The sequence below is a fragment of the Sphingomonas pollutisoli genome, from assembly GCF_029167165.1.
Lineage (GTDB): Bacteria > Pseudomonadota > Alphaproteobacteria > Sphingomonadales > Sphingomonadaceae > Sphingomonas > Sphingomonas pollutisoli.
Map to the genome: position 1 here is coordinate 551,206 of NZ_JARFNJ010000001.1, position 12,737 is coordinate 563,942.

Annotated in this window: 12 protein-coding genes; 3 read left to right on the forward strand and 9 right to left on the reverse strand. The window is 67.5% G+C overall.

Annotated features, from left to right (window positions below):
• Nucleotides 1–71: 71 nt before the first annotated feature.
• The 3 genes from tal to rpiA all read right to left on the reverse strand — a co-directional run bounded on the left by tal (nt 72) and on the right by rpiA (nt 4,071).
• Nucleotides 72–1,196 carry a transaldolase gene (tal, locus tag PX554_RS02690; RefSeq protein WP_275498702.1) on the reverse strand — a complete coding sequence of 375 codons (1,125 nt, stop codon included), beginning with the start codon at nt 1,194–1,196 and terminating at the stop codon, nt 72–74.
• Nucleotides 1,197–3,281, reverse strand: a complete 2,085-nt coding sequence (tkt, locus tag PX554_RS02695) for a transketolase (protein ID WP_275498704.1) — start codon at nt 3,279–3,281, stop codon at nt 1,197–1,199.
• Nucleotides 3,282–3,390: 109 nt separating this feature from the next.
• The gene (rpiA, locus tag PX554_RS02700) at nt 3,391–4,071 is read right to left on the reverse strand and encodes a ribose-5-phosphate isomerase RpiA (protein WP_275498706.1); all 681 of its coding nucleotides are present in this window, start codon (nt 4,069–4,071) and stop codon (nt 3,391–3,393) included.
• Nucleotides 4,072–4,194: 123 nt separating this feature from the next.
• On the opposite strand from rpiA, the gene PX554_RS02705 reads away from it, so the two are divergent.
• Nucleotides 4,195–4,824: a DedA family protein gene (locus PX554_RS02705; protein WP_275498708.1), complete on the forward strand. Its 630-nt coding sequence runs from the start codon at nt 4,195–4,197 to the stop codon at nt 4,822–4,824.
• Between the two features lie 30 nt (nt 4,825–4,854).
• Here PX554_RS02705 and PX554_RS02710 read toward each other — a convergent pair whose 3' ends face one another.
• The 5 genes from PX554_RS02710 to PX554_RS02730 all read right to left on the reverse strand — a co-directional run bounded on the left by PX554_RS02710 (nt 4,855) and on the right by PX554_RS02730 (nt 9,201).
• Nucleotides 4,855–6,309 (reverse strand): hypothetical protein, encoded by a 1,455-nt coding sequence (locus tag PX554_RS02710; protein ID WP_338061558.1) that lies wholly within the window; start codon nt 6,307–6,309, stop codon nt 4,855–4,857.
• Between the two features lie 81 nt (nt 6,310–6,390).
• Nucleotides 6,391–6,804 (reverse strand): hypothetical protein, encoded by a 414-nt coding sequence (locus tag PX554_RS02715; RefSeq protein ID WP_275498712.1) that lies wholly within the window; start codon nt 6,802–6,804, stop codon nt 6,391–6,393.
• Between the two features lie 28 nt (nt 6,805–6,832).
• Nucleotides 6,833–7,369 (reverse strand): demethoxyubiquinone hydroxylase family protein, encoded by a 537-nt coding sequence (locus PX554_RS02720; RefSeq protein WP_275498714.1) that lies wholly within the window; start codon nt 7,367–7,369, stop codon nt 6,833–6,835.
• Nucleotides 7,366–7,851: a disulfide bond formation protein B gene (locus PX554_RS02725; RefSeq protein WP_275498716.1), complete on the reverse strand. Its 486-nt coding sequence runs from the start codon at nt 7,849–7,851 to the stop codon at nt 7,366–7,368. Before PX554_RS02725 ends, PX554_RS02720 begins: the two co-directional genes overlap by 4 nt.
• Nucleotides 7,852–7,854: 3 nt before the next feature.
• Entirely contained in the window at nt 7,855–9,201 is a 1,347-nt protein-coding gene (locus PX554_RS02730) for a S41 family peptidase (RefSeq protein WP_275498718.1), read from the reverse strand.
• A gap of 203 nt (nt 9,202–9,404) precedes the next feature.
• Here PX554_RS02730 and PX554_RS02735 point away from each other — a divergent pair, with 203 nt between their 5' ends.
• Both PX554_RS02735 and PX554_RS02740 read left to right on the forward strand, forming a co-directional pair.
• Nucleotides 9,405–10,667, forward strand: coding sequence for a NupC/NupG family nucleoside CNT transporter (locus tag PX554_RS02735; protein WP_275498720.1), 1,263 nt, complete (start codon nt 9,405–9,407; stop codon nt 10,665–10,667).
• Between the two features lie 93 nt (nt 10,668–10,760).
• Complete coding sequence (locus PX554_RS02740) at nt 10,761–11,249, forward strand: GNAT family N-acetyltransferase (RefSeq protein WP_275498722.1); 489 nt, start codon at nt 10,761–10,763, stop codon at nt 11,247–11,249.
• A gap of 151 nt (nt 11,250–11,400) precedes the next feature.
• Here PX554_RS02740 and PX554_RS02745 read toward each other — a convergent pair whose 3' ends face one another.
• The gene (locus PX554_RS02745) at nt 11,401–12,726 is read right to left on the reverse strand and encodes an ammonium transporter (RefSeq protein ID WP_275498724.1); all 1,326 of its coding nucleotides are present in this window, start codon (nt 12,724–12,726) and stop codon (nt 11,401–11,403) included.
• Nucleotides 12,727–12,737: the final 11 nt, after the last annotated feature.

The following is a 12,737-nucleotide window of genomic DNA, read 5'->3' on the forward strand; positions in this document are numbered from 1 at the left end:
CAGCAACAAACGCCGCGCGGCCAGCTCTGGTCCCCCGCTTTCGCGGGGGAATAGGGTCATGCGGCAGCCGGTTATGCGTCCGCCGGCTGCTTCTTCGCGATCGCGCCGAGCAGATCGTCGAACGCCTTGGAGAAGGACGCGACGCCCTCCTCGACCAGCGTTTCGGTGACGCCGTCGAGATCGAGCCCAAGCCGCTCGGCCTCGGACAGAACGTGCCGCGCGCCGGCGATGTTGGTGCCGAGCGTGTTGGCGGGCGTGCCGTGGTCGCGGAACGCGTCCATCGTCTTGGGCGGCACGGTGTTGACCGTGTCCGGCCCGATCAGCTCGTCGAGATACAGCGTGTCGGGATAATCCGGGTTCTTCGTCCCGGTCGAGGCCCACAGCAGCCGCTGGACCTGCGCGCCCTTGGCGGCGAGCGCCTGCCAGCGCGCGCTCTTGTTGAACTCGAGGAACCAGTCATAGGCGAGCTTCGCGTTGGCGATCGCGACCTTGCCGCGAATCGCCTTGAGCGCCTCGCTCTCGGGATCGCCGGCCTTGATGCGCGCGTCGATCTTGTCGTCGATCTTGCTGTCGATGCGGCTGACGAAGAAGCTCGCGACGCTGGCGATCCGGTCGATCGGCAGGCCCTGTTCGACGCGCTGCTCGAGCCCCTCGACATAGGCGAGCGCGACCGCCTGATAGGCCGAGTTCGAGAACAGCAGCGTCACGTTGACGTTGATGCCCGCGGCGATCGTCGCGGCGATCGCGGGCACGCCCGCCGGGGTGCCGGGGATCTTGATCATGAGATTGGGGCGATCGACCGCCGCCCACAGTTTCTGCGCCTCGGCGATCGTCGCGTCGGTATCGCTGGCGAGATAGGGCGACACTTCCAGGCTTACATAGCCGTCTTTGGCCTGCGTCGCCTCATAGACCGGCGCGAGCGTCTCGGCGGCGGCCTGTATGTCCTGGATCGCGAGCGCTTCGTAGCGGTCCATCGTCGCCGCGCCGGGATGCTGCTTGTCAAATTCGGCGAGCGTGGCGTCATAGGCGTCGCCATAGCCCATCGCCTTTTCGAAGATCGACGGATTGGAGGTGACCCCGGTCAGGCCATCTTCCTCGACGAGCTTCTTGAGGCCACCCGCCTCGAGGAACTTGCGATCGACGAAATCGAGCCACACCGCCTGGCCGTGGCTGGCGAGATCCTTGAGGAGACTCATTTATGCGTCCTTTCCGAGCAGTTCGCGCGAGACCTTGACGACGTTCTCGACGGTGAAGCCATATTTGTCCTGCAGCTTGGCGAGCGGCGCCGACGCACCGAAGGTCGACATGGTGATCGTCGCGCCGTCGAGCCCGACATAGCGATCCCAGCCGATCTCGCCGGCCTGTTCGATCGCGAGGCGCGCGCGGACCGCTTTCGGCAGGACGCTTTCCTTGTACGCGGCATCCTGCATCTCGTAGCGGTGCCAGCTCGGCAGCGACACGACGCGCGCGGCGACGCCCTGCTCGACCAGCCTTTCGTAGGCGCTCAGCGCAAGCGACAGTTCGCTGCCGGTCGCGATCAGGATCAGCTCCGGGGTCTCGCTGTCGGCGATGACATAGCCGCCCTTCATCAGCCCTTCGGCCGATGCGTATTTGCTCCGGTCGATCGTCGGCAGCGCCTGACGCGAGAGGACGAGCGCGGTCGGGTTGTTGCCGGACTCGAGCGCAGCCTTCCACGCTACCGAGACTTCGTTGGCGTCGCCCGGGCGGATCGTGTCGAGCCCCGGCGTCGCGCGCAGCATCGCGAGATGCTCGATCGGCTGGTGGGTCGGGCCATCCTCGCCGACGCCGATCGAATCGTGGGTGAACACCCACACCACGCCGAGCTCCATGATCGCCGAGAGGCGGATCGGCGCGCGCATGTAATCGGTGAAGACGAAGAAGGTCGAACCGTAGGCGCGCAGGTAGGACAGCGCCATGCCGTTCACCACGCCGCCCATGCCATGCTCGCGCACGCCGAAGTGGAAGTTGCTGCCGGCGTAATTGTCCGCCTCGAACGAGGGCGCGCCCTTGATGTCGGTCTTGGTGGACGGCGCGAGATCGGCCGCGCCGCCGACCAGCCACGGCACCGGCTTGACGAGCGCGTTGAGCACCTTGCCGCTCGAATCGCGGCTGGCGATGCCCTTGGGGTCCGCGTCGAACGTCGGCAGCGCCGAGTCCCAGCCCTTCGGCAGCTTGCTCGCGAACAGATCGTCGAGTTCGGCGGCGAGCTCGGGATGCGCGTCATGATATTTGGCGAAATTCGCCTGCCATGCCTCGCGCAGCGGCACGCCGCGTTCGGTCATCGCGCCCTTGAAGGCTTCGGCGACACCCTCGGGCACGAGGAACTTGGCATCCTCGGGCCAGCCATAGGCCTGTTTGGTGAGGCGGATATTCTCCTCGCCGAGCGGCTCGCCATGCGCCTTCTCGCTGCCGGCGCGCGGGGAACCCCAGCCGATGATCGAATGGACGACGATGAAGGTCGGCTTGTCGGTGGTCGCGCGGAACGCGTCGAACGCGGCGGTCAGCGCGGCGATGTCGTTGGCGTCGTTCACATGGATGACGTTCCAGCCATAAGCCTCGAACCGCTTGCCGACATCTTCATCGAACGCGAGCGCGGTGTCGCCTTCGATCGAGATGTGGTTGCTGTCGTAGATCCAGCACAGGTTGGAGAGCTTGAGGTGTCCGGCGAGCGACGCCGCCTCGGCCGAGACGCCCTCCATCATGCAACCGTCGCCGGCAAGCGCATAGACGTCATGGTCGAACAGCGTGTAGCCCGGCTTATTGTAGCGCGCGGCGAGCCAGCGCTCGGCGATCGCCATGCCGACCGAGTTGCTCACGCCCGCGCCCAGCGGACCGGTGGTGGTTTCGACGCCGGTGGTGTGGCGATATTCCGGGTGCCCCGGCGTCTTCGAGTTGAGCTGACGGAACTGCTTGAGATCGTCGAGGCTGAGCGCGGGCTTGCCGCTCTTCTTGCCGTCCTTGTCGATCTCCTCGATCCCGGCGAGGTGGATCAACGAATACAGCAGCATCGAGGCATGGCCGACCGAGAGCACGAAGCGGTCGCGGTTGGGCCAGTCGGGCGTTGCCGGATCATAACGCAGGAACTTGGTCCAAAGCGTATGCCCGACCGGCGCGAGCGCCATCGGCGTGCCCGGATGCCCCGAATTGGCGGCCTGCACCGCATCCATCGACAGCGTGCGAATCGTGTCGATCGCGAGGCGCTCGGGCGATCCGTCTTCGTGCAGATCCGGCGTGGTGCTCACCGTCTGGGCATCGGACATTCAAAAGACCTTTCTTGTCGTCAACGGCTAACGCCATCGCGCTGATGTGGTTGCGTGACGGTCGCTCGAATTTTCGCGCTCGAACGATCCGGCTGCGTCATGATCTTCCCTACACGGGCCGGTCGATCCGTGTCACCTGCCCTTGTTCGCAGATGATAGCGCTATCAATTTCACGAAGAAAGAGGCCGTGGCCGAGCACCCCGGGGATCGCCGCCAGCGCCTCGGCGAGTGCGAAAGGATCGCCCAGCGCGGCGAAGCGGCAGTCGAGCACGAGATTGCCCTGATCGGTACGGAACGGCGCCGCCGCGCCGCCGCGCACCGTCACCGCCGCGCCGAGATCGGCCACCCGGCGCGTGACGAAGCTGCGCGCGAATGGCAGCACCTCGACCGGCAGCTTGGCGGCGCCGATCGCGGCGACGCGCTTCGATCCATCGGCGATGACAATCATCCGCGCGGCGGATTCTGCGACGATCTTCTCGCGCAGCATCGCCCCACCCGCGCCCTTGATCGCGTGGAGCCGCGCGTCGATCTCGTCGGCGCCGTCGATCGCGAGATCGGTGGCGGCGACGTCGGCGAAGTCGAGCGTGTCGATACCGGCCGCGCGGGCCTGTTCCAGACTGCGCAGCGAGGTGGCGACCGCGCGCACCCGCAGCCCCGCTCGCACGCGCTCGCCGAGCCGCGCGATCGCGAACGCCGCGGTCGATCCGGTGCCGAGCCCGACGAGCATGCCGTCAGCGATCTCGCCGACCGCCGCGTTGGCCGCCGCGCGCTTGTCTTCGTCCGCGTTCATACCGGCCTTTCGCACGTTCGCGGCGCAGACGTAGGGCAGGCGACCGTGAATTTCCATCCGCCGCCAGCGCCAGCAACGTTTTTACACTGGCGAGATGCGCCATGTTCGGGGCAGAGCGATGGCATGATCGAAAAGATACTCGGCTTTCTCGCCACCATCATCATCGCCATCATCTCGAGCGGCGGCTATCTTGGCATCGCGCTACTGATGGCGATCGAATCGGCGTGCATCCCGTTGCCCTCGGAGATCATCATGCCGTTCGCGGGCTATCTGGTCTGGAAGGGCGAACTGAACCTGCTGCTCGTCGCGACGGCGGGGGCGATCGGCTGCAATCTCGGCTCGATCGTCGCCTATGAGATCGGCAGGCACGGTGGCCGCCCGCTCGCCGAGCGCTGGGGCCGGTACGTGCTGGTCGGGCCGGGCGAACTCGACACCGCCGATCGCTTCTTCGCCCGCTTCGGCGGCCCCGCGGTGCTGATCGCGCGGTTGCTGCCGCTGATCCGTTCGTTCATCGCTTTTCCGGCGGGCGTCGCGCGGATGCCGCTGGTGCCATTCCACCTTTACACCTTCATCGGCTCATGGCCGTGGTGCTTCGCGCTGGCCTGGCTCGGCGCGACGCTCGGCGAGAAATGGGACAGCGACCCGCGCGTGAAGGCGGCGTTCCACAGCGCCGACGTGGCGATCGCGGGCGTGCTGCTGGCGGCGGTGGCGTTCTTCGTCTGGCACCGGATACGGGGGATGAAACGAGGCTGAAACCCGCTCCGTTCGTGCCGAACGGCGAATTTATCTCGCCTGGTGCTCCGCCGCGCGCGTCCAAACGATCAGCAGCACCAGCAGCGGCACGGCGACGTCAAGATACAGGAAGAAGCCGCGCCACGCGCTCCAGCCGAAGAAGTCGCTCGGGATCGTGCTGAGATTGCCGGGCAGGAACATCGCGACGATCGTGCGGCTCCACAGCGGATCGGCATAGGCTTCCGAACCGAAGATGTCGGTCGAGGCGATCATCAGATTGACCGCCACCGAAACCACCAGCAGCGCGACCAGCGCGGCACGCCGCCCCGCCCCGCGCCAGCGCGCCCACAGCACCGCCAGCCCGATCGCGAGGAACGGGATCGCCGGCACCGAATGACGCGGGCCGATCGACGCGCCGCCGTCCCAATAGACGTAGGAGGCGTTGACCATCAGCACGATCGCGATCACCACCGCCGCGAGCACGCCCAGATCGCGCGTCTCGCGCGTGCGAATCATCCCGGCTAGTCCGACCGCGCCCAGCATGATGACCGGCGACACCCAGAGCAGCCCGCGCCGCACCCCGAACAGGATGCCGAACAGCGCCTCCGGCTTGGGATAGGTCAGCCCGAACAGCCCCTGCTGCATGCCGTTGAACCCGACCACCCCCTGATAGCCGAGCCGGAACAGCGTGCCGAACGTGAACAGACTATAGGCGAACAGCGGCAGCATCGCGACGATGCCCGTCCCCACCGCCATCGCCAGCACGCGCCCGCGCACCGGCCACGCCACGTCCCGCGTCCGCCACAGCGCCCAGCCGGCGATCGCGACGCCGCCGAGCGCGGCCTGGAATTCGACCACCACCGCCCAGCCGAGCGCGAGGCCCGCCAGCAGCGGATAGCGCCAGCGCGCCAGTTCCGCCGCGCCGCTCGTGCCCCGCCAGATCGCCCAGGTCGCGATCAGCAGCAGCGCCGCGACCGGCGCATGGCCGAGCATCGTCGTCGACCAGCCCCACACGATCGACCCGAGCGCATAGGATAGCGCGGCATACAGCCCCGCCGCCGGGCTGCCGGTGATGCCGGTGGCGAGATCGAGCAGCAACACCGCCGCGAAAGCGGTGAGCAGCGCCGCGCCGAGCGCGACCGCCACGCGCAGCCGCAGCGCCATGAAGCGCATCAGCCGCGGGTTGGCGGCGTCGATCACCTGCGTGTCCGTCTCCCCGCCGGTGATCTTCTCGACAGCCCATACGAGCGGCACCGCCATCAGCGTCATGCCCGGCGCCTTGTCCATGTAATAATGGTCGCCGAAGCGCGCCTTGTCGATCGTCAGCGACTGAAAGCGGTCGATCGTCGCATCGCCGCGCTCGACGATCGAAAACGCCGCGAACAGCCGGGTCGCGTTGTTGGGGTTGAGCTCCCATGAGCCGAACCACGCGCAGGAGAACCACACCAACGCGAACAGCATCAGCGCGACGCCATGCGGCCCGCGCTCCATCGGTCTTGCGCCCATCATGCCCCCAACCGAACACCCAGGTGCCGAACATGCGCCCCCACGGCCGCCGTGTCCGTCATACCGCCCCCGGCCGCGACGTTACTTGCCGATGGTCGATTCGAGCACGCGCTGGTCGCGCGCGCGTTCCTTGTTGGTCGCGCGGTTGATCTGCGAATTCTGCAGGAAGCAGCCGCTCGCGCCGCCCGGGCCGACGTTGCTGCAACTGCCGATGCCGCTGTCGGCCACGTGATCGTTGGCGGCGACCTTCGCCGCCCAGCTCTCGTTCTCGGGCGTCACCTTGAAGTCGCGCAGTTCCTTCGGGATGCGGAACTGCTCGCTCGCCGGGCGGCGGACGCAGACGACGACCTCGTTGCCGTCATTGTCGGTCGGACATTTCTGGTCGCCATAGATGACGAGCGAGGGAACCTGCTTGCCCTGCGCCGCCACATGGGTCGGCGCGGATGCCAAGACCGTCGCCAGCGCGGCCATCGCCCACGAAACCATCTTCTTCATCGCATCACTCCTGTACGGGCACCGCCCGTCAAATGCGTTTCGCCGCCGCGATCACGACGCGGCAGCCGAGCCGGATCGCCCCGCTCAGCAGCAGATAGGCCGGCGCGGCCTCCGCCCCCGAGGCGAGCGCGGTCTCGCGGTGTTCGACTTCCTCCGCCTGGAACTCCAGCACCGCCGCCGACAGTTCGGGGTCCGAATCCCCCAGCGCGTCGAGCTGATCGGCGTAATGCTTGTCGATCTCGGTCTCGACCGCGGCGGTGCAGGCCATCGCCGCTTCCGGGCCGAGCGCCGCCGTCACCGCCCCGAGGGTGAAACCCGCCACATCCCAGAACGGTTGCAGCAACGTCGGGCGTACACCGCGCGCGACGATCATCGCGTCGAAGAACGCGCGGTGCCGCTCTTCCTGGTTGGCCATGCCGGCGATCGCGCGCGCGGCGGGCGTACGGTCCCCCATCACCGCGAGCTGACCGGCGTAGATCCGCGTCGCGCCATATTCGCCGGCCTGATCGACACGCACCATCGAGCGCGCGTCGCGGCGGGGGTCACCGGGTTTCCAGCCGCTCATCTCTGGCCTTTCGGAAGCAATGCGAAGATCACCAGCGCGGCCGGGATCGAGGTCAGTGCGTTGAACCCGGCGAGCGAGATGCCGAACAGCGTCCATTGCGGCACGTCGCAGCGCACCACCGGCGCCTTCATGATCCGCGCGAGCATGTCATCGACCGAGCCGCCATGCCCCGCCATCGTGGAACTGCAGGCAGTGATGCCCTCCCACCAATGATATTCCACGCCCGCATGGTACACGCCGATCGCGCCGCTCACGAAGATCGCGAGCGCGGCGCACGCCACCAGCAGGCGGCCAGCCCGCGTCGGCACGACGAAGGCGGCAAGCGCGAGCACGACCGCCGCGAAATGCGGATAGCGCTGCCACCAGCACATTTCGCATGGGTACAGATGCCCGAGATATTGGAAGCCATAAGCCCCGGCGAGCAGCGCGGCGGGGACGATCAGCGCGAGCGCGCGGGCGTGGGCGAAGCGATCCGGGCCCATCGCTCAGCGCCTCGCCGCGGCGACCTGCGGCGCGGGGCCGAGCCGCGCGAGCGTCTTGATCGCATAATCGAGCTGGAAATCGTCGATGCCCTTGGCCTTCAGCTCGGCCGGGGTCGCGGCGAAACGCGGATCGGGCTTGCTGTCCTGCTCCAGCACCGAATCGTCGTTCTTGATTTCGTTGATGAGGTGGCGGCGCAAATCATCCTCGCGGAATGTCGGGCGTTTCTTGTAATCGGGGTCGGAAATCTGCGGCACCTGCACGTCGGGTTCGATCCCGCCTTCCTGCACCGACCGGTCCGACGGCGTGTAATAGCGCGAAGTGGTGAGCCGAAGCGCGGTGTTGTTGCCCATGTCGATGACGGTCTGGACCGATCCCTTGCCGAACGAACGCTCGCCCATCACCAAAGCGCGGTGATGATCCTGCAACGCGCCCGCCACGATCTCGGACGCGGAGGCGGTGCCCGCGTTGGTGAGCACGATCACCGGCAGCCCGTGCGAGGGATCGCCCTTGAAATAGCTCTCGGCATAGAAGGTCTCGACATCGCTGCGGTCGCGCCCGCGCTGCGACACGATCACCCCCGACGACAGGAAATTGTCGGCGACCGCGACCGCCTCGTCGCGAAGCCCGCCGCCATTGTCGCGCAGGTCGACGACATAGCCGGTCGGCTGGTGACCGAGCTGCTTGTCGATGCCGAGGATCGCGGCATGGACGGCATCGCCCGTATGTTCGGAGAAGGTGTTGATGTTGATGATGCCGATATCGCCCTTCACCGACCATTTGACCGGCTTCTGGACGATCTGTTCGCGCACCATCGTCACGATGATCGGATCGGACGCGCCGGGGCGCTGCAAGGTCAGCGTGATCTTGGTGCCGGGCTTGCCGCGCATCTTGGCGATCGCCTCGTCGAGCGTGTCGCCGAAGATCAGCTTGCCGTCGATATGCGTGATATAGTCGCCCGACTTGACGCCCGCGCGCCAGCCCGGCGTGTCCTCCTGCGGCGCGATCACCTTGACCGCGCCGTCCTCCATCGTGACGGTGAGGCCGAGCCCGCCGTAGCTGCCCGTGGTCTGGATGCGCAGATTGTCGTAATCGAGCCCGGTCTCGAAGCTGCTGTGCGGATCGAGCGCGGCGAGCATCCCGTCGATCGCGCCCTTCACCAGCGTCTTGTCGTCGACCTTGTCGACATATTCCGCCTTCACGCGGTTGAACACCTCCATAAACACGGAGATCTCGCGATAGGCGCTGGTGTCCACCGCCGCCATCGCGCCGGTGCCGAGCGGAACGATCGCGAGGACGGCGGCGATCGCAGTGGCTTGCAGAAAGGCACGGGAACCGGGAACGCGGGGCATCAAGCGGATATTTCCATCCATCGAAGGGCAGTGTGTCGCACCGTAGCGGCATTCCGCCGCGGATCAAAGCGCGCTCGCGGCTGAACCGGGGCTGAGCGGGCGCATTTCGTTAGGCTCTGGCGTGCGCGCCTTCGCCCTGTATGGTGCGCCGCGAACAGCAGGCGCCCGGGGGCGGCCGCCGCACGATGGGCGCGAAGACACGCATGACCAAATTCCTGATCGGCCTTGCCGGTATTACCGTTATCCTCCTGATCGCGCTCGCGCTTTCCACCAACCGCCGTGCGATCCGCCCGCGCGTGGTGGGGGCGGCGTTCGCGCTGCAGGTCGCAATCGCGGTGCTGGTGCTCTACGTTCCGGCCGGCAAGGCGGCGATCTACGGCATGTCCGCCGCCGTCTCCGCGCTGCTCGGCTATGCCGGCGAAGGCACGCGCGTGATCTTCGGCGATCTCGCCACCGACCCCAAGTTCGGCCATGCCTTCGCGATCTCGTCACTGCCGGTCATCATCTTCTTCGCGGCGCTGGTCGCGGTGCTCTATCATATCGGCGTCATGCAGCTCGTGGTGCGCTGGATCGGCGGTGCGATCGAGCGGGTGACCGGCGTCTCCAAGGTCGAATCCTTGTGCGCGGCGGCGAACATCTTCGTCGGGCAGAGCGAGGCGCCGCTGGTGATCCGCCCGTATCTCGCCACGCTCACCCCCTCGCAGCTCTTCGCGGTGATGTCGGTCGGTATGGCCGGCGTGGCGGGGACGATCCTCGCCGCTTACGCCGCCCTGCTCGGGCCGGGATCGCTGCCGTTCCTGCTCGCGGCGTCGTTCATGGCCGCGCCGGGCGGATTGTTGATGGCGAAGATCATCATGCCCGACGTGCCGTTCGAGGACGGCGAGCTGCCGCTCGGCGACGACCGCGAGGAGCAGGCCGTGCGTGTCGCCGAAGTCGCCGCCGAGGAGGAGCGCGCCGCCAACATCATCATGGCCGCCGCGATGGGCGCGCAGACCGGCGTGCGGATCGCCGTCGCGGTCGGCGCGATGGTGCTAGCGTTCGTCGCGCTGGTGGCGTGCGCCAACGGGCTGCTCGCCGAGGTGGGAAGCTGGTTCGGTCTCAAGGGCCTCAGCTTCCAGTCGCTGCTCGGCACCGTGCTCGCGCCGGTGATGTACCTGCTCGGCGTGCCGTGGAACGAGACGGCGGCGGCGGGTGGACTGCTCGGCACCAAGGTGGTGCTCAACGAATTCGTCGCCTTCGCCGACATGGGGCAGATGCGGGGGCTCAGCCCGCGGACGGTCGCGATCGTCACGTTCGCGCTGTGCGGGTTCGCCAATTTCAGCTCGATCGCGATCCAGATGGCCTCGACCGGCAGCCTCGCCCCCAACCAGCGACCGATGATCGCCAAGCTCGGCCTGCGCGCGCTCGCGGCGGGCAGCCTCGCCAACCTGATGTCGGCGGCGCTGGCGGGGCTGCTGATCGCCTAGGTCCAGCATGCACGGGCTTCGACCTCCAGCCCCGTTCGTGCTGACCCTGCCGAAGCACGTGCCCCAACCGGTACCGGGCAGGGCGAGCGGGCTATGATGCTATCGATCCGTCCCGCCACCTCGGCAGACCGCGCCGCGATCTGGGCGATCCTCAAACCCGTGATCCGCGCGGGCGAGACCTATGCGATCGAGCAGACGATGCGCGAGGATGCCGCGCTCGCCTATTGGTTCGCGCCCGGCAACCGCGTGTTCGTCGCGGAGGAGGACGGCGCGCTCCTCGGCACCTATCTGTTGCGCGCCAACCAAAGCGGCGGCGGCGCGCATGTCGCCAATTGCGGCTATATGACCGCAGGGCACGCGACCGGACGCGGCATCGCGCGCGCGATGTGCCTGCATTCGCTCGATCAGGCGCGCGCGGCGGGTTTTCGCGCGATGCAGTTCAACTTCGTGGTGGCGAGCAACACGCGCGCGGTCGCCTTGTGGCGGGGCTGCGGCTTCGCGGTGGTCGGCACGCTGCCGGGGGCGTTCGCGCATCCCTCGCTCGGGAAGGTCGATGCGCTGGTGATGTTCCGAACGCTCTGAGCGTTCGGCGCTCGGCGCGCCGTGAAGGGCAAGACGACGCGGTCGGCCGCGTCGTGCGCTCACAAAAAAGGGCCGGTGCGTCGCCGCACCGGCCTTAGGTCGTCCGCAGGAGGAACGCATTGGGGGGCGGGCGCGCCCGCCCCGATTTCGATCAGTTGTAGGCGCGCTCGCCGTGCTCGCCGATGTCGAGTCCCTCGAGTTCGACTTCCGGCGTGACGCGCAACCCGGTGAGCAGCTTGGCCGCGAAGATCGCGATGGCGGTGCCGACCGAGGCCCAGATGATCGTCGTGGCGACCGCCTCGATCTGCACGATAACCTGATGGCCCATGTCGAAATCGGGCTTGCCGGGGCCGCCGAGCCACGGCGCATAGACGATGCCGGTGCCGACCGCGCCGATCATCCCGCCGATGCCGTGGACACCGAACGCGTCGAGCGCGTCGTCATAGCCGAGCTTGGGCTTGAGGAACGAGACCGCATAATAGCAGACCACCGAGGCGACGCCGCCAAGGATGATCGCGCCGAACGGGCCGGAATTACCCGCTGCCGGCGTGACCGCGACAAGGCCGGCGACGATGCCCGAGCAGAAGCCGAGCGCCGACCCCTTGTGGCCGTTGGCGCGCTCGACCAGCATCCAGAACAGGCCGGCGGACGCGGTCGCGACGAAGGTGTTGATCATGGCGAGCGCGGCCGAGCCATTGGCTTCGAGCGCGGAGCCGGCGTTGAAGCCGAACCAGCCCACCCACAGCAGGCCGGTGCCGATGCCGGTCATCGTCAGCGAATGCGGCGCCATGCGCTCGGTCGGATAGCCGATGCGCTTGCCGAGGATCAGCGCGGAGACCAGCGCGGAGACGCCGGCGTTGATGTGGACGACGGTGCCGCCCGCGAAATCCAGCGCGCCCGCCTTGAAGAACAGGCCGCCCGACGCCCAGACCATGTGCGCGATCGGGAAATAGACGATCGTCAGCCACACCGCGCCGAACACCATCACCGCCGAGAACTTCATGCGTTCGACCACCGAGCCGAGCACCAGCGCGACGGTGATCGCGGCGAAGGTCATCTGGAAGCAGATGAAGACATATTCGGGGATGGCGACGCCGGCGGTGAAGGTCGCCGCGGTCGAATCAGGCGTGATGCCCTTCAGGAACGCCTTGCCGAAGCCGGAGATGAAATCGTTGCCGCCGTCGCCGAAGGCCATCGTGTAGCCGTACATCACCCACAGCAGCATCGCGAGGCAGGCGACCGCGCCGATCTGCGTCATCGTCGACAGCATGTTCTTGGCGCGCGTGAGGCCGCCGTAGAACAGCGCCAGGCCAGGCACGATCATCATCAGCACCAGCAGCGTGGAGGTCATCATCCAGGCGGTGTCGCCCTTGTTGACGGTCGGCGCGGGCGCGGCGGCCTGCGCCCAGGCCGGCAGGGATGCGAACAGCGCCGCCCCCAGGCCGGCAACGCCGACATATTTCAACGTCTTGTTCATCATTGCCCCCT